The organism is Cyclobacterium xiamenense (assembly GCF_009467825.1).
Taxonomy (GTDB): Bacteria; Bacteroidota; Bacteroidia; order Cytophagales; family Cyclobacteriaceae; genus Cyclobacterium; species Cyclobacterium xiamenense.
The window spans coordinates 96,806-119,242 of record NZ_WIOK01000007.1 but is presented as its reverse complement, the minus strand read 5'-3'; the positions used below and the strand labels follow the sequence as shown (position 1 = coordinate 119,242).

General features: G+C 48.4%; 15 protein-coding genes and 1 pseudogene. 4 read left to right on the top strand and 12 right to left on the bottom strand.

What is annotated here, in order from left to right; all coding sequences use genetic code 11:
• Nucleotides 1–97: 97 nt before the first annotated feature.
• The gene (locus GCU44_RS07190; protein WP_154855537.1) at nt 98–790 is read right to left on the bottom strand and encodes a phosphoadenylyl-sulfate reductase; all 693 of its coding nucleotides are present in this window, start codon (nt 788–790) and stop codon (nt 98–100) included.
• Nucleotides 791–910: 120 nt separating this feature from the next.
• Nucleotides 911–2,068, bottom strand: a complete 1,158-nt coding sequence (locus GCU44_RS07185; RefSeq protein WP_154855535.1) for an MFS transporter — start codon at nt 2,066–2,068, stop codon at nt 911–913.
• Nucleotides 2,069–2,444: 376 nt separating this feature from the next.
• Here GCU44_RS07185 and GCU44_RS07180 point away from each other — a divergent pair, with 376 nt between their 5' ends.
• On the top strand, nt 2,445–3,137 hold the full coding sequence (locus tag GCU44_RS07180) for a spheroidene monooxygenase (protein ID WP_154855533.1): 693 nt from the start codon (nt 2,445–2,447) through the stop codon (nt 3,135–3,137).
• Nucleotides 3,134–4,033: a glutamate--tRNA ligase family protein gene (locus GCU44_RS07175; protein ID WP_206670815.1), complete on the top strand. Its 900-nt coding sequence runs from the start codon at nt 3,134–3,136 to the stop codon at nt 4,031–4,033. Before GCU44_RS07180 ends, GCU44_RS07175 begins: the two co-directional genes overlap by 4 nt.
• On the opposite strand, the gene GCU44_RS07170 is transcribed toward GCU44_RS07175, so the two are convergent.
• The gene (locus GCU44_RS07170; protein WP_154855529.1) at nt 4,030–5,232 is read right to left on the bottom strand and encodes a Gfo/Idh/MocA family protein; all 1,203 of its coding nucleotides are present in this window, start codon (nt 5,230–5,232) and stop codon (nt 4,030–4,032) included. The genes GCU44_RS07175 and GCU44_RS07170 overlap by 4 nt on opposite strands.
• A 222-nt stretch (nt 5,233–5,454) precedes the next feature.
• Between GCU44_RS07170 and GCU44_RS07165 the strand changes: the two genes are divergently transcribed.
• Nucleotides 5,455–8,532: a PVC-type heme-binding CxxCH protein gene (locus GCU44_RS07165; protein WP_154855527.1), complete on the top strand. Its 3,078-nt coding sequence runs from the start codon at nt 5,455–5,457 to the stop codon at nt 8,530–8,532.
• 16 nt (nt 8,533–8,548) lie between these two features.
• On the top strand, nt 8,549–9,442 hold the full coding sequence (locus GCU44_RS07160; protein WP_092178493.1) for a hydroxypyruvate isomerase family protein: 894 nt from the start codon (nt 8,549–8,551) through the stop codon (nt 9,440–9,442).
• Between the two features lie 72 nt (nt 9,443–9,514).
• On the opposite strand, the gene GCU44_RS07155 is transcribed toward GCU44_RS07160, so the two are convergent.
• From GCU44_RS07155 to GCU44_RS07115, 9 genes and pseudogenes are all read right to left on the bottom strand, one after another.
• A complete protein-coding gene (locus tag GCU44_RS07155; RefSeq protein ID WP_154855525.1) occupies nt 9,515–10,684 on the bottom strand; it encodes a glycosyltransferase family 4 protein in 1,170 nt (389 codons plus the stop codon).
• Between the two features lie 85 nt (nt 10,685–10,769).
• Nucleotides 10,770–11,822: an NAD-dependent epimerase gene (locus GCU44_RS07150; protein ID WP_154855523.1), complete on the bottom strand. Its 1,053-nt coding sequence runs from the start codon at nt 11,820–11,822 to the stop codon at nt 10,770–10,772.
• A 250-nt stretch (nt 11,823–12,072) separates the two neighbouring features.
• Nucleotides 12,073–15,102, bottom strand: a complete 3,030-nt coding sequence (locus GCU44_RS07145) for an efflux RND transporter permease subunit (RefSeq protein WP_154855521.1) — start codon at nt 15,100–15,102, stop codon at nt 12,073–12,075.
• Nucleotides 15,103–15,105: 3 nt separating this feature from the next.
• Nucleotides 15,106–16,179: an efflux RND transporter periplasmic adaptor subunit gene (locus tag GCU44_RS07140; RefSeq protein WP_154855519.1), complete on the bottom strand. Its 1,074-nt coding sequence runs from the start codon at nt 16,177–16,179 to the stop codon at nt 15,106–15,108.
• Between the two features lie 172 nt (nt 16,180–16,351).
• Nucleotides 16,352–16,630, bottom strand: a pseudogene (locus tag GCU44_RS23535) (helix-turn-helix domain-containing protein); the annotation flags it as partial.
• A 342-nt stretch (nt 16,631–16,972) separates the two neighbouring features.
• Nucleotides 16,973–17,464 carry a hypothetical protein gene (locus GCU44_RS07130; RefSeq protein ID WP_154855517.1) on the bottom strand — a complete coding sequence of 164 codons (492 nt, stop codon included), beginning with the start codon at nt 17,462–17,464 and terminating at the stop codon, nt 16,973–16,975.
• A gap of 989 nt (nt 17,465–18,453) precedes the next feature.
• Entirely contained in the window at nt 18,454–20,055 is a 1,602-nt protein-coding gene (locus GCU44_RS07125) for a tetratricopeptide repeat protein (RefSeq protein ID WP_161993910.1), read from the bottom strand.
• 908 nt (nt 20,056–20,963) lie between these two features.
• On the bottom strand, nt 20,964–21,752 hold the full coding sequence (locus GCU44_RS07120) for a DUF4468 domain-containing protein (RefSeq protein WP_154855513.1): 789 nt from the start codon (nt 21,750–21,752) through the stop codon (nt 20,964–20,966).
• A 46-nt stretch (nt 21,753–21,798) separates the two neighbouring features.
• The gene (locus GCU44_RS07115) at nt 21,799–21,969 is read right to left on the bottom strand and encodes a hypothetical protein (RefSeq protein WP_154855511.1); all 171 of its coding nucleotides are present in this window, start codon (nt 21,967–21,969) and stop codon (nt 21,799–21,801) included.
• Nucleotides 21,970–22,437 lie beyond the last annotated feature (468 nt).

The following is a 22,437-nucleotide window of genomic DNA, read 5'->3' as shown; positions in this document are numbered from 1 at the left end:
TCGAAAAATATGGAAAAAGCAAAACCCATCCAACAATCGGATGGGTTTTGTGTCAAAATAACGTTTAACCTGGAAAAAGACCGCTTAGCGCAGGCACTTATAAATGCAGCCCGCATTCTGTCTTCGGGCTATTGTTCCAACGACCACTGCGATCCGCTCCGGGCACCGTACAGTGTTTGCAACCGATGGAATGGTACCCAAAAGCGATCAGCGGATGAAAAGGTAGCTGGTGCTCGTGTATGTATTGATCCCGCTCTTCTTCGGTAACATCCAACAGGGGATAAAATTTCAAAATCCCGCCGCGCTCTTCAAAAATATCCAGGCTGGAGCGGTGGTCACTCTGCCAACGCATGAGACCCGATACCCAGACGGAAAAGCGACTTTTGATCAATTCTAGCGGCTTTACTTTGTTGATAGCGCAGCAGAGTTCCGGGTCCGATTTCCAGGTCTGATTGATGGTGGTGTATTCGTGGTCCTGCTTTCCCGCACTTACGGAGGCCACGTTCAGCCCGTAGAGCTCGGTAAGCTTTTTCTTGTATTCCAATGTTTCCGGAAAATGATACCCCGTATCGATAAAATAGATCTTCTGCTCGGGATTGCATTTCGAAAATACACTCAGCAACAAGGCAGAGGTAGCAGCAAAGGAACTGGTGAGCATCACTTCTTTGGCCTCAAAGTCCTCGTACAGGCGGAGCACCCGTTCTTCCACGCTGAGCGGTTGGTAGCGGGCATTCAACGCGCTAATTTCTTCCTTCGAATAAACCTTTTTTGAAATCAATGACTCCTGCATGTTGCTTCTCTATTAATTCTATAAAACCTACCGATTTGGTATGGTACTAAATTTTGGTAAAAATAAGCATAAAAATTCAAAAACCAATACCAGCGATCTGTAAATGAATTTGATCAGAAATCAGGAGGGAACGGCGGTAAAATTGTCCCGGCCGATCCAGACCCAAAACGAGATCATCAAGCCCACGACGGCCATTAGGGCAAAGGATCCTTTCAAGCCGATCAGCTCAGCAACAAACCCGATAAGCGGCGGCCCCAACAAAAATCCAAAAAAGGAGATGGTGGAAACCATCGCAATGGCAAGTCCGGGGGCATAGGCCGATGATTTTCCTGCCAGGCTATAGGTGAGCGGCACTACGGCTGCCGTTCCGAAGCCCACCAAAATAAACGCAGGTATGACGATCCAAATAACCGGAAAAAGGACGGAAAGTAGCAACCCCGCAAAAACCATGAATCCGGATAGTTGCAACACGACTATTTTGCCAAATCGGTTGGCGAGTCGGTCTGCTAAAAATCTACCGGAGGCCATGGCCCCCATGTAGGCTACGTATCCGCTGGGCACCCACGCTGCCGATGCACCTACTTCCTTGGCCATGTATACGCCCGACCAGTCAAACATGCAGCCCTCACACATCATGCCACAAAAACCCACCATCCCCAGTTGGGCGAGGGTCGTGTTGGGTCGTTTCCAGACAAAACCCCCGCCACCGCTTTCTTTTTTTTTGGCGTCCGATAGAATGCCTTTCTCGAAATACACCAGCATTGCAGCTCCCAGCAAGAGTATAATTAAGTAGTGGTCTGCTGGAGAAAGCTCCAGGTACACCATCAGGGCACCGATACCGGCTCCGACAAACCCAGCCAAACTCCACAGGCCGTGAAACGAGCTCAGGATGTTTCTCCCGTAATCTTTTTCAATTCCCAGGGCCTGCGTATTCAGGGAGATATTCATCATATTTCCCATCATGCCGAAAATAAAGACCATGATGGCCAAAACGAAGGCATCGGGAGCGATTCCAATGCCGAGCAGAAAAAGTAAATAAAAGGACATCCCGGCCAACACCACTGCTTTGCTTCCGAAACGGAAAACGGCCCAGGCGGCCAACGGAAGCGCCAACAGGGAACCCAGCGGCATGCCCACCAATACAGACCCCAATTGCCCCTCACTTAGTTGAAATTTTTTCTGTAGATCGGGTATGCGTGAGGCCCAGGAGGAAAAACACAGTCCTGTTAGAAAAAAGAACGCACCCGCAGCAAATCGCCGTGTTTTTAATTGTACCATACCTGTATTTACATGCAGCAAAGGTACACGAGAAGTACGGAGATTCCGTTTAGTTTTCCTTCTTTTCACAGGCATTTCCTAAACTTTATCCCATGCGATCGGGTTACATTTGCTGAACAAGCGCGGAAAGGGGCGGAATTACCCAAACCCGCCCGATTTTTGTTTACTGACACCATTCCCATTTACTAAACAGGACCGCTCAGCCCATGGAATTTGTTATAGCAGGAACCACTATTGCCCTGGCCATTCTTCTGATCCGGATTATTATCAAACGGGTTTTCGATTGATTTTTCGGAAGCCCATGTGTTTTCTCCAAATGCTTTAGTATACTTGCGTCCCTGGGCTGGTTTAGATAGCGGCGCCCTTATCTGCAGTTATGAGTGACAACCAAGAAATCGTATCTCTGACTTTTTTTGAATACCCCAAAAGGAATCGTTGGTGGGCATTTAATCAAATGCAGTTGGCGCTGTCCCCTATTCGGCAAGTGGACGGCGTGTCATTTTTTAAGCTAATGGGCACAGGCGGTGGATTTGGGTTTTCCCTCAAACCGGATTTCCGAACCTATGCCCTGCTTCTGGTATGGAAAAATGCTGCTTTTGCCAGAATGTATTCCGAATCGGAGATATACAAGCGATTTAGTCAGCAATGCAAAAGCAACTTTACCTATTGGATGCGCTGTAGTCAATGCCATGGAAGCTGGAACGGGAAGCAGCCATTTGCGGTGACTGCGAAGGCGACAAGCGAAGGCCCCATCATGGTCATTACCCGAGCCCGGGTAAAACTTCGTAAAATTCCCCGGTTTTTACGGTTTGTCCCAGGTAGCAGCCGCTCTGCAGAAAAAGCCGATGGCCTGCTGTTTACCAAGGGCATCGGAGAGTGGCCGGCCATCGAACAAGCCACCTTCAGCTACTGGCAGAGCCAGCAAAAAATGGAGGCTTTTGCCTACCAAACAGCCCACCGGGAAATCATCCAAAAAGTAAAGAAAGAAGGCTGGTACAAAGAAGAGCTGTTTGCCCGGTTTGTGCCCGTTTCCATCTCAAATACCAACGAAGTTCGTGAATTGGCGTGACTCCTACCTTCCATAAAACCAGACTGGCACCTACCCCGAGTGGCTACCTGCACCTGGGAAACGTCATTTCCTTTCTAATCACGGTAAGTTTGGCAAAAAAGCACGGGGCAAAGGTCTTACTACGAATTGATGATCTGGATCAACAACGGGTCCGTACCGAATACATACAAGACATTTTCGATACGCTTGACTTTTTGGAAATCCCCTACGACGAAGGGCCGCGCGACCTGAGCGACCTGAAAAACCGGTATTCCCAACGATGCAGGATGCCGCAATACCAGACACTACTGGATGCGTTGGCAGAGCAGGGCCTGCTCTTTTCGTGTGACTGCTCCCGAAAAAAAATCCAAAAAAACCATCCCAAAGGCTGGTATACCGGCCATTGCCTACCCCGAAACCTATCCCTTATCGGGCAGGGCCTGGCCTGGCGGTTGAAAACGAGGCCCGACGTCACGTATGCGCTTACGGACTATCCTGCCGCTAGCAGGAACTGCCAGATCCCGGAGGACATGGCTTTTTTTGTGGTACGAAAAAAAGACGGGGACCCCGCCTACCAAGTCGCTTCGCTGGTAGATGATCGCTTTTTCGGTATAGACCTCATTGTCAGGGGGGAGGATTTGTGGGACTCCACTTGCGCACAGGGGTACCTGTCATCCCTCCTGCCGGACCAGCCGCTAGCCGGAACTACCTTTTTTCACCACCCCCTCCTCAAAGACGGCACGCAGAAACTTTCCAAATCGGAAGGCGCCCTGGCCATTCGGACCATGCGAAGATCCGGAATGAAAAAACCCGACCTATACCGCCTGGCCGCCGCCCATCTAGGCATGAGCGAGGCCATAACAAGTCTGGAGGACTTTATTCCTGCTTACCTGAGCCTACTCCACCCTGCCCGCTAATCATCAAAATTCGGAATAGGGAGTAGCTCCCCTCCGTTTAGTGCCGATTGGTGGGCAACGATGCCCGGCAGGGTGTAGGCCAGTGCCTCGTAAATATCGACCTCTGGAGCGCGGTTCTCGCGAATGGATTGGATAAATTCGTGCGTAATAAAGGGGTGCGACCCATCGTGACCGCTGTTGTGGCGCAGGGGTTCCGGCAACATCTCCGTCTCCCACCACCGCGGGAATTCAAAGGACGTTACCTTGTTTTTGGTGTGCACAAACCCGGCATCGTCCTTTCCTTCCGCTTCTTCTTCCGTGATTAGCGTTCCGGTACCGGCATGCCCGCTGGGCAAATACAAGCTCATTTTTTCTCCCCGCCATTCCCCTCTTTCGGCATTTCGCAGCGCCCCTTTCCAATTGACCTCCACCCGAAACGGGTGGCCCTGGTTGGTGTGGAAGAAAGCGGTTTGATTCCAGAATGGATTCTGGTAAGGGTTGTCTTTCAGGAGCCCCTCGCCTTCTCCCCAACCTAGGCAACTCACACGGCTCAGTCTTTCTCCGGTCACACTGATCAAAAATGCCGTGCAATGCGTTGGATAATGCATGGGCGGCAATCCATGCCTCCAGGTCGGCTTTCCGTTTTCAAACCAGAGCGCCTCGAGGCCGGGGTGGTTGTACTCTGCTGCCGCACTGAAAATTTCGCCAAAGCGACCCTCTTCGTAGAATTTTCTCGCCGTGATGGTGCCTTGCATAAAAGTCGTGGTTTCGGCCATCATAAAGATTTTGCCGGATTCCTTTACCGCTTCTTTTACTGCCTCGCATTCTTCCAGGCTCATGGCCAGCGGTACCGCACACAGCACGTGCTTGCCTGCTTTCAGGCTGGCAATGGTATGCCGGGCGTGGTCCGGAGCCGGTGTGGCCAGAAACACCGCATCGATGGACCGGTCGGTCAGCAGCTGCTCCAGGGAAGGATAGCTTTTCTCGCAGCGGTAGGTCTTCATCAGGTGATCCCGCCGGTCCTTGCGCAAATCGCTAACCGCTTCGACGATACAGTCGGGGTGTTCGTGAAATTGAAACGTCGCTCCAAATCTTCCCCCGACAATTCCGACGCGTACCTTGTCTGCAAGAGGCCGCCCAATAGCCGGCAGGCCACCCATGAGCAGCAACCCGGAAACAGCACTCGCTTGTTGAATAAATTTTCGTCTGTTTAGACCCATTTTATGAAGTGGTTTAACGTGCGTTAGGCCAGGGATTTTCCCTTGCCGGATTCGGCTGGCCTTGCGCCAAAGGCGGAGGCATGAAAACAGCAAAAAGCAGCCTCCCCCGCCATGAAGGCCGGTATAACTGTCAAAAAAACAGTTAAATTAGTGGAATAATATCGGAATTTTCTGTTTATTCAACCAATGAAATTGCGAAAAAGCGTCAACTAACACAGAACCATGCCCAAAACCGCTCATCTCCATTCCCTGAAGGGAGTTTTATTCCTTCTACTTGTCTGCCTTTCGTGTAAAGAAGCGACGGATACCGCCGCCACACACCCCTTCGATCAATTGACCGAAGAAGAAAAACGAAAGCCTGAAAATGCATTGCTTGGAATCCGGGTAAACGAATCGCTTGAAGCAAGGCTATTCGCTTCGGAACCCATGATTACCAACCCCACCAATATAGATATCGATCACAAAGGACGGGTTTGGGTATGCGAAGCCTACAATTACCGACCTGCCATCACCGGAAATGAAACCAAAGACGAAGGCGACCGCATACTCATCCTGGAGGACAGTGACGGAGACGGTGTAGCCGACAAAAGCACGGTATTTTACCAGGATCCGGAATTGAATGCGCCGCTGGGAATCTGGGTCATGGGAAACCAGGCCATCGTTTCCCAAAGCCCCTATGTATGGTTGCTGACCGACACCGATGGAGACGATAAAGCCGATAAAAAAGAAGTACTGTTTACGGGTATTGGCGGAGAGCAACACGATCACGGGATGCATGCGTTTGTTTTTGGGCCGGACGGCAAGTTTTACTTTAATTTTGGAAACTCCGGTGGCTCCATTCAAGACCGAGACGGCCGAACCCTGACCGATGCCGACGGTACTCCCATCGATGCCGATTCGTACAAAGAAGGGCTGGTATTCCGATGCAACCCGGATTTCTCCGGCATCGAGGTATTGGGACAAAACTTCCGAAACAACTACGAAGTGGCCGTTGATTCCTATGGTACCCTGTGGCAATCCGATAACGACGATGACGGGAACAAAGGGGTCCGGATCAACTATGTAATGGAATACGGCAATTTCGGCTACAAGGATGAAATGACAGGAGCCGGATGGCGTGCTAACCGCACCAACAAAGAAAAAGAAATACCCCAGCAGCATTGGCATCTCAACGATCCCGGAGTGGTCCCCAATCTCTTGCAAACCGGGGCTGGTTCTCCCACCGGGATGGTGGTATACGAAGGTAAGGCCTTGCCTGAAGTATTTTGGAATCAGCTTATCCACACCGACGCAGGTCCGAACGTGGTCCGTGCCTACCCGGTAGAAAAAGACGGAGCGGGTTATAGTGCGTCCATTGTCAATCTTATGGAAGGGGACAAAGACCAGTGGTTTCGCCCTTCTGACCTCTGTGTGGCACCGGATGGGTCCCTGATGGTGGCCGATTGGTACGATCCTGGCGTTGGTGGGCATCAGGCGGGAGACCTCGACAGGGGCAGAATTTTCCGGGTATCCACACCGGGTCAGGCCTACGAAATTCCGGCGATTGATATCAATTCGCTGAGCGGTGCGATCGAGGCCTTACTGAATCCGAACCTTTCCATGCGTTACCAGGGGTGGAAAAACCTAAAAGCCATGGGCAAGGATGCCGCCCCCGCCCTGGAGAAAGTTTTTCGTACCCATGAAAACCCCCGTTTTCAAGCACGGGCCTTTTGGCTTTTAGCGAAAATGAACGGTACCGGTGAGACGTATATTCGCGAAGCCCTCGAACATACCCATCCAGATATTCGGATCAGTGCCATCCGGGCAGCAAGGCAGGAAAACCTGGACCTGGTTCCCCTGCTGAAGCAGCTGGTTATGGACAAAGACCCCCAGGTACGACGAGAAGCAGCCATTGCCTTGCGGGGATTGCATGCTCCCGAAGCCGCGGAGCTTTGGGCCAGTCTGGCCGTTCAACACGATGGGGAGGACCGCTGGTACCTGGAAGCGCTAGGCATTGGAGCCAGGGGGCAGTGGACCGACTTCTACGCGGCCTGGTTGGAAAAGACCGGCGCTGACCTTAGCAAAAAGAAAAATCAGGACATTGTCTGGAGATCGCGGACGGGAAGTGCCGTGGATCACCTGGCCCAACTGGCTTCGGATCCTGCGAAACCCCTGGACGATCGACTGCGGTATTTTCGTGCCTTTGACTTTAACCCAGATGCCGATAAAAAATCAAAGGCCCTAATCAAAATGCTGGAAGAGGGGCAACTCCGCCAGGAAAATCAAGAAGAAAGCAAGCGAATGAATAACCTGGTTTTGACCCACCTTGATCCGGCGTATCTGAATGAATCTGCTACGGTACGCTCGGTTTTGGCCGATGCGCTGGAAGAAAGCGCGGGTACGGAAACCTACCTCGAGTTGGTTCAGAAATTTGCCGTGCGCTCCGAAAACCCCAGGCTGTTGCAACTGGCATTGAAAGAGAGCGATAATAACCTGGGCAAGACTGCCGCTACCGTACTGCTTCGGCAGGATGGGGCGGACCAAATCCGGGAGGTACTATACAGCGGCGAAGAAGAAAAGGTCTATCCCATGTTAGCGGTGCTGCGGGGAATCGGATCGAAAGAATCCCTGGGTATGCTGGAAAAAATGGCGTTTGACGACCGTCTTTCCCTGGCAGTACGAAAGGAAGCTACCGCTGCCATCGGTGGTAGCTATGGAGGGGAAGAGCGAATCCTCGAACTGCTACGAGCGGAACAGCTTCCGGAAAACCTGATTCCCTCGGCGGTAACGGGCGTAAGCCGGGCCTGGAGAAAAAGTGTACGGGCTGAAGCGGCCAGTTACCTGGATAATGCTTCCGACGAGGAAAACCCACTCCCCCCAATGAACGAATTACTAGCCATGGAAGGCTCGGTTGAAAAAGGATTGGTGGTTTTCAAAAACAATTGTGCGGTGTGCCACCAGGTGGGAGCTATTGGGATGGACTTTGGCCCCAAGCTGACGGAAATTGGCAGCAAGCTATCCAAGGAGGCGCAATACATCTCCATTCTGCACCCGGACGCAGGCATTAGTTTTGGCTACGAGGGCTACCTTATTGAAATGAAAGATGGCAGCAGTATGGGTGGGATTATCGCCAGTCAGACCGAAACCGATATCGAATTGAAGGTACCCGGTGGCAGCACCATTCCGATAAAAACAGCGGATATGCAGCGCATGGAACAAATGGAGCATTCGATGATGCCGGCCGGTCTGGAAAAAACCATGAGCACCGAAGAGCTAGTCGATTTGGTCGCCTACCTGATGTCACTTAAAAAACAATCCTAATTTATTTCCAACACGTATGAAACAAACCGAAAATAACCCCCGAAGGAGGGCATTAAAAAAACTAGCCGGCACTGGCCTTGCCGGAATGCTCGTTCCCGGCCTTTCCCAGCGTCTAATGGCTGCTGAGGAAAGACTTCCTGATAATCTAAAAGGAAACATCAACCACTCCGTATGCCGTTGGTGTTACAACGACATTGCATTTGAAGACCTGTGCAAAGCCGCCGTTTCCATCGGCCTGAAGTCCATCGAACTGGCTGGTCCGGAAGAATGGCCCGTCCTAAAATCTTACGGATTGGACTGTGCCATGCCCTGGGGAGCGGGCATGGGAATAGAAAGGGGATGGAACAATCCAGAGCTGCATGCCGAATTGATCCAGAGCTACGAGGAAGTAATCCCCAAAGTGGCCGAAGCGGGGTACAAGCAAATCATCTGCTTTTCCGGCAACAGAAACGGCCTGGATGACGAAACGGGCATAAAGAACTGCGCCGAAGGGCTAAAAAAAGTCATGCCTACCGCCGAAAAATACGGGGTTATCCTATGCATGGAGTTATTGAACAGCAAAGTCAACCACAAAGACTACCAGGCAGACCACACCGCCTGGGGGGTAGAGGTGTGCAAGGCGGTTGGCTCGGAAAACATCAAACTCCTGTACGATATTTACCACATGCAGATCATGGAAGGCGACGTAATCGCCACGATCAAGGCCTACCATCCCTACATTTCCCATTACCATACCGGAGGGGTGCCGGGTAGAAATGAAATCGATGAAACCCAGGAACTCTACTATCCGGCCATTATGAAAGCCATTCTGGATACCGGATACCAGGGCTATGTGGGTCAGGAGTTTATCCCCAAGCGACCCGATAAATTGGCTTCGCTGAAGCAAGGTGTCGAGATTTGTGATGTTTGATACCAGCAAAAAGCCGTCATCTTATGCAGATGACGGCTTTTTTTCACTACCCGGCATTTTAATCAGGCGCGGTTAGTTCATGTTGATTTCATTGTCGGAAAATACACTTTTTGAGATTTCGGGCTTCCGTCGCCGTACCAAACGCTTCCGCTCCTTGCGAAGGTGCTTTTCGGACAAACTTGGCATTTTTTTGCAGTTCGTCTTGATACTTCGAAGGGTTTGTTTGTCCATCCAAATGCCCAGCGCAACGGCCGCTAATGCCAACGTGGGGAAAAGGATGTGGTCGTTCAGGGAGCTTCCCAGGAACACCAATGCGATAAATAGCAATTTTACGGTGCCAAGCGTCAATGCTACCTGATTGTGTCTCAATCCCATCCGGATAAGAAAGTGATGTACATGGCTTTTGTCGGGCTTTAAGGGAGATTTACCCTTCATGCTTCGTTTGATAAATATCCGTACCGTGTCGTACACGGGGACAATCAAGAAGGCCAGTCCTGCGGCGAAGGGGGCGTGCAGTTTTAACCCCTCCCAGGGAGCCATGGTACCGGTCTTGTCCACAAACAGGACCACCAATACGGTAAGTGCGAACCCCAGACTAAGCGAGCCGGTATCCCCCATAAATATTTTTGCCGGATGCCAGTTGAATACCAAAAAGGCCAATACGCCACCCACCAGGGTGAACGAAATCAGACTGTAAGAAACCATTCCAACCGTATAAAACCAAAATCCCAGAATGGTTAGCGTCACCAGGCTCAGGGAGCCCGCGAGGCCATCTGCCCCGTCGATTAGGTTAAACGAATTGGTAAGTACCAAAATCGCCACGAAGGTAAGCAGCACGCTGGCGAGGTAGGGGATTTCGTATATTCCTAAAAAACCGTACAATCCGGAAATTCGGATATCGGCCATTACAATCACGAAGAATGCCGGAATGGATTGCCCAATCAACTTTTGAAAGGCCGTTAGTTCAATCAAATCGTCCCGAAGCCCCACAGAAAACATGATACCGAGCCCCACAAGAAAATACCTGGTCTCCACAATTTGATCAAAACTAAGCCAGGCGAAGAGCCCGAGAAAAGATGCAAATACAATGGCGATGCCTCCCATCGAGGGAATGCTACCGGCATGAATTTTTCTTCCACCCGACGCCTCCATAAAATTGATCCGTTTCAAAATCATGATCAACACCGGGGTCATTAAAAATCCAAAGAAAAAAGAGGTAGCAGTGGAAAGAAAAATCGTCATAATAGGAAAGTTTTTACAAAAATAGACATAAAGGATTTACAGTATTCATATTCTGCCATCAAATTTAAACCAAACCTGAATATTTTTACACATTATAGTAGTCTCGGTACCAGTTTATAAACCGTTGAATCCCGTCCGATACCGACGTTGCCGGTTTGTAGCCAATTTCTTTTTCCAGTGGTGTGGTGTCCGCAAAGGTTGCCGGTACGTCCCCTGGCTGAATGGGAAGCATTTCTTTTTTCGCCTCTTTCCCAAGCGATTCCTCGATGGCCTGGATGAAATCCATCAAGCGAACCGGATTCGAATTTCCGATGTTGTACACCGTGTAGGGTGCCTTGGATTTACTCGCATCCCCGGTATCGGGATCCCAGGTGGGGTCAGCCACCGGAGGGCGATCCACGATCCGAACCACGCCTTCGACGATATCGTCCACGTACGTAAAATCACGCTTCATCTCTCCGAAGTTAAAGACCTGAATGGGTTTATCCTCCAATATGGCTTTTGTAAACAGAAATAGTGCCATATCTGGTCTGCCCCATGGTCCATATACCGTAAAAAAGCGCAGGCCTGTGGTAGGAAGCCCAAAAAGGTGGCTGTAGGTATGTGCCATTAGCTCATTCGATTTTTTGGAAGCTGCGTACAACGACACGGGGTGATCCACATTATGGGCGGTAGAAAATGGCATGTGTGTATTCGTCCCATAGACCGAACTTGAAGAGGCATAGGCCAAATGCTTGATCTGGTGGTGACGGCATGCCTCGAGAAGGTTCAAAAACCCAACAATATTGGCCTGAATGTAGGCATCCGGGTTGGTCAGGGAATACCGGACGCCTGCCTGGGCCGCCAGATTCACTACTTTATCAAACTTCTGCTCCGCAAACAACTTCATCACACCCTCCTTGTCCTCCAACTGCAGCTGTATGAACCGGTACCCGGGATATTTTTCGCTGGAAACAAGGTTTCCGTAGTCAATCGATGCGGGATCAATACCGGTTTTTCTCAGCCGGTCGTATTTCAGTTGTACATCGTAATAGTCATTGATGCAGTCCAGCCCAACTACCTCGTCTCCTCGTTCCAATAACTTTTCAGCCAAATGCATGCCGATAAATCCGGCGGTTCCTGTTATTAAAATTTTCATATGTTTATTGTGTTATGGGCTTACTGTTGCGGGAATAAAAATCCAAGTGTTCCAATTACCTGGCACAAACACTTACTTGGTATGGTAAAGGTACTAAATAATATCAAATGTTATAGCCCCGCCTAGCCTAAATTGCTTCCGGCACCTTCGCTCAGAGGTAGAGAGGTATTGGATACCATTCAGTATTTTTGATGGATCTACACCCCATTCGCCAAAGATCCCCTGGTATTTTTTGGAATGCTTAACGAGGCTATTTCCCCTTGCTACCCAAAAACCAATAGGCCAACGGTACAAAATACAGGGCCGTAAAGGTTCCAATGGTGAGCCCACCGATCACCGAAACCACCAGGGGCCTCTGCAGGTCCGCTCCCAAACCGGTACTGAATAGAACGGGCAACAGCGCCAGAATGGTGGTAATGGAGGTCATCACGATGGGTTTCAGCCGGATTTCTCCCGCTTTGTACAAGGCCATTTCCAAAGCCGCTGCGGGTTCCTTGTTTTCGAAGAGGTATTGCTTCGATAAGCGATTGATGGTGTCAATCTTTAAAATGGCATCGTTGACCATGATGCCCAGCATGACCACCAACCCAATGGCTGACATGACATTCAGGGAAATGCCGCTAAGCCAAAGAAGCAGAAAAGCACCCCCTACTCCCAGAGGAAGCGTAAAAATCACAATCAAGGGCTGCAGAAAGTTTTCAAACTGGGCTGCCAGAATGAAATACAACAACAATACCGAAACCAGCAAGATCCCAACCAGCTGCCGGATGGTTTCCCGGTCCTTGAAATATTGGCCGCCAAAGTCCGCCGATAGGTTTTTATCCGTCACCCAGTCCCGAACGCGATTCTCTTCCTGCTGCGTCAGCTGCGTATCAAAGGCCAATGACTGGTAAATCCCCGATCGATCTGCGGTAACATATTTGTAATGCTCGTCGTAAGAAACCGCGATGAATTCATCCAATGCATAGGGGGTTCCTTCCTCTCCATATAGAAAATTGGTTCGCAGCAGGGTCTGAAAATCCAGGGTCTCGTATACCAGCAAAATTGGGGTGATTTCACCAAAGCGTTTGATATCGGTAATCAGGTAATTGCCGAAAAGTTGTTGAATCTTTTCTACTAATTGTTGACCTTCTAACCCATAGAGGGCCAACTTTTCCATATGGGTACGAAAAACTACCGAAGCTCCTTTTTGCAATCCCGGTCCTTTTGCCCAGCCGGAAACCGGAAAAGATGCCAACCAGGGATCCATTTCGGCTACCGGGACAGGTCGCTTCGAGGCCAGGTCCTTCCAGCGCAGTTCGAAAAACGGGCGGTCCGAGGAAAACAACTGGTCAAATGCATTGGGGGCATCCTGAATTTCTATCGCCGCCTGAGGGAATTGCCCTTGCAGCCGGCGCAGTATCCGGGCGTTTACTTCCTCTTTTTGGGCTGCGTTTTCAAACATCAGAAACAGGTCGGCCTGTTGGATGGCATTGTTCCCCTCATGCAGGAGGAACTGCCGCAGGCCCACATCGCTTTCCGCCCACTCATACGCGCCTTCCTCCTCGTCGAGTAAGTCAAGGATGCGTTCCTTGTTTTGGGTTGCATTGATCGGCTCGTTCCAGTCTATGGAGACCATGCTATCAAATTTCTCGATCGGCGGCAGTCCTTCCACTTCCAACAAACGAACCGTAGCCAGCAAAACCGGAATCAACAGCAGCAAAATCGCCAGTGACCAGCGCCGATTCGCAAAAAGCAATCGGTATACCTTTTTGTATCCGGCCAACAGCAGCAAAAATACGCGACTGTCCTCGTTGGAACGCTGACCGGATTCGTTTTTAAAAAACAGGTAATACAACAGGGGCAATAAAACAAAGGCCACGAGCAGCGAAACCGATAAAATGGCGGCTACCGATACCGCCTGATCGTAGAAAAGTGCGCCGGCTATTCCGCTAAGAAAGACCAGGGGAACAAAAACTGCCAGCGTGGTAAGAACCGAACTAATCAATGCGGACATCACCTCGTTTACTCCGTTGACGCAGGCCTCAAAGAGTGGCAATCCCTCTTTTCGTTTACGGCTGATGTTGTCAAGGACAATGATGGCATTGTCAATTAGCATTCCGAGCCCCAGGGCCAGGCCGCTCAAGGAAATGACATTGATGGAAATACCCGCAAAATAAAAAACGGCAAAACCGATCACCAGAGAGGCTGGCAAGCTGATACCGATGATGATCGGCGTGCGGTAATTACCCATGAAAACAAATAAAATCCCAAAAGCAAACAAGCCGCCAAACAATAGGCTGGTTTGCAGGTTGCGGATACCCGCGTTGAGCAGCGTGGACTGATCTTGGGTGAGCGCAAAATCCACTTGCGGATAGTCCTTTTTAAACAACTCCAGCGCCTCGTACACCAGGGGCATGATTTCGTTCATTCGGGCAGCGGTTTGTTTGTGGACCGTAACGACCAGCCCCTCCCTGCCCTGGAACAAATGAAAGCCGGTGGGTTTGGCCAGGTCATGCCGGACTTCTGCAACTTTGCCCAGGGTCACCGTGTTGCCGGACGGACCCCGTACCGGGAGGTTGCGGATATCCTCCGGGGTTTCCAGCCTGCTTGCCAGACGCAAATAATACCGAAACTGACCGTCCTCCATGCTGATTCCGGGCAACTCACTGTTTCCCGCCTCGATCGCCCGGATCAAATCCGACTCGGTCATGCCCAGGCCTGCCAACAGGGGTTTGTTGGGACTGACGGAAATCACCCGGTCCTGTCGCCCGTTAATGTCCACCAGAGCCACACCATCCAACTGTTCCAGGCGCTTTTTGATCACGTTTTCCGTGAGTAGCGACACGTCAGCAAAATCAACCCCTTCTCGTGGAATCACCTGTAGCCGGGCAATGGGTATGTCGTTGGTATTGATGCGCACCACACGGGGCCTGCTGAGGTCATTCGGTAGACTGTTTGTCAACCGATCGATCTTCTCGTTCACCGCAATGTAGGCCAGTTCCATCTGCGTGCGGTAATCAAAGGTGAGCCGTACGCTGCCCACCTCCGAGCCCGCTTCGCTTTCCATGTCTTCGAGCCCATCCAGGGTTACCATCCCCTCCCGAATGGGGCGCAACACATTTTGCTCAATCGACTCCGGCGAAGTATTGGGGTAATCTACCTTGATGACAATCTGGGGCACATCGATCGGCGGCAACAAGGCAATGGGCAGGGTGCGGAAAAGTATCAGACTGAAGATAAGCAGCGCCAGAAAGGTCATGCCTACCGCGATGGGTCGAGCCAATAAAAATCTAACCATACCTTAGTCTGTTATCACCTGTACCGGAGCCTGATGCGCCAATTGAACATTATTGCTGATAATTACTTGCTGACTGGCCATCAGGCCATCGAGGATTTCCATCTCCCGGCCGTTGTCCTTACCCACCTCCACGTAGTTCCAAATGGCCTCGTCGTTTTCAATCGTGAAAACCACCGGCCTGCCGGATCGGTATACCACGGCTTCTTTGGGAACGACCAGGCTATTGTTTTGCGGCGCGCGAATCACCGCCCGGGCATTCATCCCCGGAAGCAGCCTGCCTCCCTGTTGCAGGCTAAGCGTTACCTGTACCAATCCGTTTTCATCCACCTTGGGATTGATGCTGCTTACCGTGCCGGAAATCCCATCGCCGGAACCAGAAACCGGATACACTTCCGCCTTCTGCCCCTTCCCTACAAAAACAATATCCGATTCCAGGATTTTCACTTTCATCTCCAGCAGATTCGTGCTGAGCACCAGGCAAACCTCATCGCCGGTATTGACCAAACTACCTTTTCTGACCTGCAAGTCCGCAACCGCCCCGGCAATCGGGGCTTTGATTTCGGTTTTCTCCAGGTTCCTTTCCGCCTCCCTTACGGCGATCTGCGCACTCAGAAGTCCACTGGAGGCTTTCCAAAACTCGTCCCGTTCTGCATTTCCCAGGGAATCCAACAGCGTGGTTTCCACATCGGCAGCAATTCGGCGGCTTTGGTACTCGGCCGTGGTCGAGCGCAACTCCACCTGTGCCCGCTCCCATTCCATTTGGCTGTCGGTTTTGTCCAGCCGGGCGATGGTCTGACCCGCCTGCACCGGCTGCCCCTCCTCGACCAAAACCTCCAGCAGGTATCCCGGCCGCTCGACAATCACCATGACTTCGTTTGCCGCTTCGATTTTTCCGGTGGCGTTGATCAGGTAGTCGAAGGATTTGGTCTCCGATTGCCCCACCCGAACCGTGGTCGCCTGCACCTCGTCCCGGAAGGTTTCCATGGGTATTTCCTCGCTTTTTTCCTCGGGGGATTGGCAACTTAGGAAAATGAAAAAAAACAAAACGCCGCAATAAATCGATGAGTAGGAAGCCATAGTATACAGGTATGCAAAGGGTTGGTTAGCAATGGTTGGTACAAGAAGTGATTAAATAACTAAAAAATTAAATTATCTCCAAATTTTCTTCAAAAAAAATCGGTATTATTTCCGCGCGGCGAACATCGCTTTCTACAAACTCGATCCGCTCGTCAGCTCCCTGCAGTTGTTTTCAAACGTCGGAGGAACGCCAGCGCGGGCCTACTCCAGCTGGCAGCATAGGTTCTCGCCGGCCCTGGCAACCGGGACAGAAACCGGAAGGGGATGTACGAATCGCGTAGGATGAATTAAAAACTTTACACTTTATCACTGCAACCTCTATTTCTGCCTCGATGCGGTTCTTGAGATTTGGTGTCCCTTTGCTAAGTTCCCTCAGCGCCAGCTCTCCTCCCTGCTCGTAGCGCTCATTGAACCAGTAAAAGCTATCTCTGCTGTAACCGAAAAGTTTGCAAGCCTCGGGAACATCTCCTACTTATGCTGCTAATTGTAACAAACCTACCTTGTTTTTTATTACTTCCGTCTCTGTATTCATCTGACAGTTTTTAGGGGTTAATGATTAGATTCAACACCTAAATTTAATCCCTAACTATTAGATGTCATCGTAGCTTTTTCATATACCGACTCCAAATCTACATCATGTGCTTCATTATAAGCCATTAGGCGGTCGGTTGCCCAAGACGATGCATTCACGTTTATCGTACGGTACCCATTCGATTCAAGGGCTTCCCTGATGATCTCAAATATCCGTTTCTGTCCTTCCGGGTTTTTACCTGAGATCCGTACCTGCACACGATTATCCATGAGACACCCCCTGCCCTTTTACTGACTCTTTAGCGTGACCCAGCCCATTTTTCGATAAATTCCAGATCGCCCGCGCCGCCCGGTAGTTCCGGGCATCCATACAGACCAAATCACTACCAAATGGCTCGTTGATGACCTGGCGGCCTTGCTCTGGTAAAAATTTGATGTAATTTCCCATACCTTGTCTTGTAAACTGGTTCGCATACTGCACCATATCGTTAACGAACAATTGCAATTTTTTCAGTACCGCCCATGCCCCGCAACAATCCTCGATAGTATCCCGATTTAGCAATTCATTTGTCAGATGATCTTCCCTATTTTCCAGCGCCTCCAACGCACAGCGTACCCCTGATACCAGCATTAGCTGTTCAGGATGCAGATTTACCGATATTTTTTGTGGGTCATTTGCACTGTAGATCTGTGAGAGAAGCTCTTTGTAGCGACTTTCTTCGAAGCGATCCCGGCAGAATTTCACTTTTCTCATATCTTATTTACGCAGTAATTTAAATTTTTAACGAATAAATCAGTCTCTACTCTCCGATCCAAACAGAATTCAATCTCAACACCTCAAGTTCTCCTTAAACCAGCTAAAATGACCGAAAGGCTCTATATCACCTGTGGTGATGAAAATATTTTAACAATATAGTTTATATCTCTATGTTTTCGCAATTAATTTATTCGCCGGTCCCTCAAAGTCCCGCATGGCTTACTAGTCAACTCACTGAGGGTAGCCAAACATACGCTATTTCATTTGAAATTTGGTTAGGCAAATCCATTCATATTCGGTGACAGAAACCTGCTTCAATATATCCACTGATCTACCAATATCTGCATCCAATCCAGCTAACTTTTCATGCACCTATTACTCAGAAGTCGCTGAGAATCTACCGAAAACGAAAATCCATCGGGATTGGCCAGCTACCTCGGCACCGCCTGACTGTTTATTTAAGTCACAAATAAAAAGCGTTCAGCGCAAAAAAAACAAAAAGGGGTAGATACAAGTGCATTACATAGTAAAAAAATGCGATAACATTTTCGTAACAAAAATTCATTACTGACTAATTATTAATGAGTTAGATTAAATAATCTGAGCTAGCGTAGGTCAAATAAATACTCCCAAATATGCTTCAAACGAAAGCTTTATTGAAAATGAGACAAGTAAATAAACTCGATTACCGGAGTGGTTGTAAGGGGATAGAAACCCATTTTCCCAACAAGACCCATGAAAACGAAGGCGAGAAGTGTGAAAACTTTGTCAAAATCCATCGTGTACTACAATAATGGTGTTCAAAGCCCGGCCAAGTGGAGCCTACCATTCCGTAATGACCTTACATCAACGAATACGTCGACAGATTCAACCGACCCAAAATAAGCCAGGAGCTATCCGATACTTCTACATATAGGGTGTTGGCAATGCCATCTTGTACGCACAAAAAGTTTATTTGTCAAAAAACTAATACACTCATTAAAAAATCAAAACCTGGACAAAAAGTCGTAGAGATCCACATTGCTGTGGGTAACACCCAATTTCTTCCTCAGCCTGGTTTTCGCCATATTGAGGGTGCTTTTACTCTGCCCGGTAAGTGCCGATATTTCACTACTGTTTAGATTCAGTCTGATAAAGGCACAAAGTCGCCTTTCGTTAGGGCTAAGGTTTGGAAAGGAATCCAAAAGGTTTTTATAAAAACCCGTGTGCAGGTCCAAAAAGGAAACCTCAAACTCTGAAAGAATTTTATCCTGATCAAACTGACTCAGTTCGCCAACGATGCTGCTGACAATTTTCTTTCCTTGCTTTGAGAATTCATTTCTATTACCTACCAGTTTATCTACCGTATCTTTGATAATACGTTGCCTTTTGGTTTCATAGAGCATTTTGGTCGTAAGCTGTTTGCTTTTTTCTTGAATCTTTGCCTGCAAGAGTTCTCTTTCGCGCTCTCTTTGCTGGAAAACAAGCAGTAACTTCTTCCTTTCCAAACGTACACGATGGTATCTTCTCCGGATAGTGACATAAAGTAAAATGAGTACTGCCAAAATCAGAAAGGTAATCAGTAAGAATGAAAAAAGCTTCCTATTACTATTTTTTGATTCCGCCACCAGCTTTTCCATTTCCAGCGCATGCATTTCCTTTAGGCTTTGGGTGAGGAGGTTCTGTTCAGCCTTGCTTTGGTCAATTTCCCTGAACAAACGCTCCTTCTCCTCAAAAAAAAACAGGGCAGAATCGGGCATCAGCATTTCCTTATACAGGTCGGCCAATAACTCACTACAGTTATGCTGTACTACCAATATTTCCCCCTTTGCTGCTAGTTGGTTGCCTCGTCTTCCGTACCTGATCGCCAAGGTTGCATCGCCCATTTCCCTGTATGTTTTTGCTATGAAGCTGTAGTTGGTGGCTAATGCATGAATATTGTCCTTCCGAAGTGCCTCCTTTCCACCAAAAGCAAACGTTTCCAGAGCAGCTTCATAATTCTTCATTTGGGCAAAGACTAAACCAAGATTATTGTATAGGTTACCAAGGTTTTCATTTTCAGGGTCGAATTTCGCGATTTTTTTTATTCCCTGGTCCAGACAATTATTGGCTTGTACCAAGTCATTTCTTTCTCTGTAGATAATGCCAAGGTTATTGATAACCGCTGAAAGAATCTTGTAGTCAGGTTCGGGAAGGGTTTCTAATAACTCTTGTATCTGAAGAAAATAATCTTCGGCTCTATCGTAATTCCTTAGAAAAAGGTAATTGATTCCCATACCCAAAAGGGTGCTCAAACGATCGGATGTCGGAAGATCTACTGCAGATTGTATTATTTCATAGCTTTTCAGATAATATTCCGTAGAAATATCCGACAATCCACCTCTAAAATAAATTCTCCCATACTGATTGAACAATTTGACAAATAAGTCGGGTTGTTCCAACGAATCTGCATAGCCCCTTGCCTGATCGGCAAAATAAAGTGATTTCCTTAAATCTTTGTGTAAAAAGGCGCGGGAAGAGTCAAGCAATGCGTAATAAGGCTCCTCGATTAACGAACCATGCGAATCAGGCTTTTTCTCGACCGCATAGGATAGCACAGCACTCGACATGAAAATAATGATATATACTACCAATTGGAATAGAACAACTCTAGGAACCATCATACAAAAAAACAAAAATTTAAAACATAGTTAATCCACTTTCAGCCGTTTTCCTCATAGTGTTATCCAATGGAATACATACGTAACGCCCTCAACGCATTTATCTTGTCAGAAAGCGTTAGGAACTAACCGGTATAAACCTGACTAAACTATCCCTGGATAAAATACAAAATAAATAATCTAACAAATAATATCCGATACATTTCGTGCGTTTTTTTTGTAAACAAAATGTCAGACACTTATTCCTGTTTCTAAAACATCGGACACGCAAGCCTCTACTCCCTAAGGTGTTCGCTGGTCAGCCGGAAATACAACCCGTTGATGCAAAGCGATGAAACTCCTTGCCGCTGGACGTGCACATTGGATGGGCGCATGATGATACCTTGTAAAAAAGTGTCGCTTAACAGAAGGTGCCGACGGCCTTTTTTAGGATACTACGATCTTTTTCAGTCGCTTTCAACGATCTCTTTAATTGGACGATTTCTTACTACTCAGGGTCATAGCCGCTTTTCCATTTCCGACAAAACTTACCTCCCCGGTAGCTGAATGTTCCCTACTCTAGCCACGCACCATACCAGAAGGAATATCGGAATATCAAGCATTCGCCCAATTTCTCCAGAGGTTTTCCCACACGTATGGTTCTAAATTACCATTAGTTTAAAGACTTAATCGGAGGATTTTCCTCTTCTTAATGGGCTCCAAGTGAACGGGGCTTAGATGGCTGTCCAATCAAATGTAACAGATCCAATGCGGCTGAACCGATAAAAAACACAAGAATAAATCGAACTTTCAAGTTCAATACCGCCCCTACAACGCTGCTCGCCGAACTCTTGCCGACTCTTTAACCTGTTGTCTCATTACCAATCTTCCCCAAGACCTGACGGAGGAGGAAGTAATTCAGATCTGATTCTTTGTTCAAGTCCAACGATCATTTCGTCGAACATCCAGTAAAAATAGAGTAGGCGCTTTCTTGGCTTTCCATTCCTTTTGTACAGGTTGCCTTGACTAAAAGCTAATTCAATAGGTTGGTCCATAAGACGAGGGTCGGCGTGAACGATTACCAAATCAGAAATAAAGTATTGGAATTGTTCGTCTTTTGTTTTAATCTTCAAAGAAAACAAGACCGGTGTTTCGAATACATACCACAAAAACCTATTTCGAACCAATATTATACCGCCACCTCGGATAACTCCGGATTCCGGATCTTCATATTGAATCCTTCCCCTAAAAAATTTAAAATTATCGTGAAACCAACGCCTGGCTTTGGTAAAAATCTCGTCTCCGGATACACCCGGTACCGTCACCGCGTCGTTGTACACAATGTTTCCGCTGGCATCCCTGGGAAGGTACAAGTCTTCATACTGGTACTCGTATTCTGTCTGTGCCGCCAGGCTAATAATCGGAAGCAAAAATAAAACTAACGTTCGCCCCATCGCGATCATGTTTTGTCTACGGATATGTATAACCATCCACTCAGAAACAATCTCGCGTACCATCATCAAAATATTTTTTTCTGTAACTTCTCTTGGTGCACCCGGGCTTGCTATACTATGACGCCATCTTATGCGCTCTTCTGAAACAAACCTTCCTACAAATAGAAAAAATCGCATCGTACTTACAAATGTATTCACCGGATAGTAAAGCATCTGCACGTATTTCCTACCCCATATACCGTTTCTTCAGGGCGCCCCGCTACTCACGAAACTCCTGCCATTCGCTGTCTACCTGGTAGGCTTTGAAGTGGGCGGGCATGTGGTCCAGCTTGCTGTCGGTGCCGTTTTGACCGAAAAGAACGATTTCCGTAGATTGACGCCTCGCTATCGAAACGGAATAATTGAAGAAAAAACCAACGTACTCAAACAAAATCCATCTGCAATCGAGTAGGGTGAAGATAGAAAATACATTTCAATCTTCATCCCTCTCACAGAACTGTGCGTACGGGCTTCGTTCACGGCTACTACTAATTCTTACCCAATACAAACGTGTAGTATTGATGCAATGTGTTGGTTATTACTTTCTCCAAATTCGTAAGGTTTACTCCCCGTGAAACTAAGTTCTCCAGGTTTGGTTTAACTTCGACCCTTGCCACAGAAATACATCTTTTGGATGCACGGTGTCCCAGAATCTGTTCTTGCGCCAAGCTGTCCAGGGTCTCACTTGTTTTCTCCCGCTTATTGCTAAGGTTTCATTGGCACGAGATGTATCACTACTACGGACTCATTTGCCACCTATACCCTCTTGACAGTTTCCTTTCCTCTCGACTTGTTACTGTTTAGTCCTCCATTCTCTTTTCAAATCCGGACAAAGATATGGGCTTCCCCCGTTAAGCAA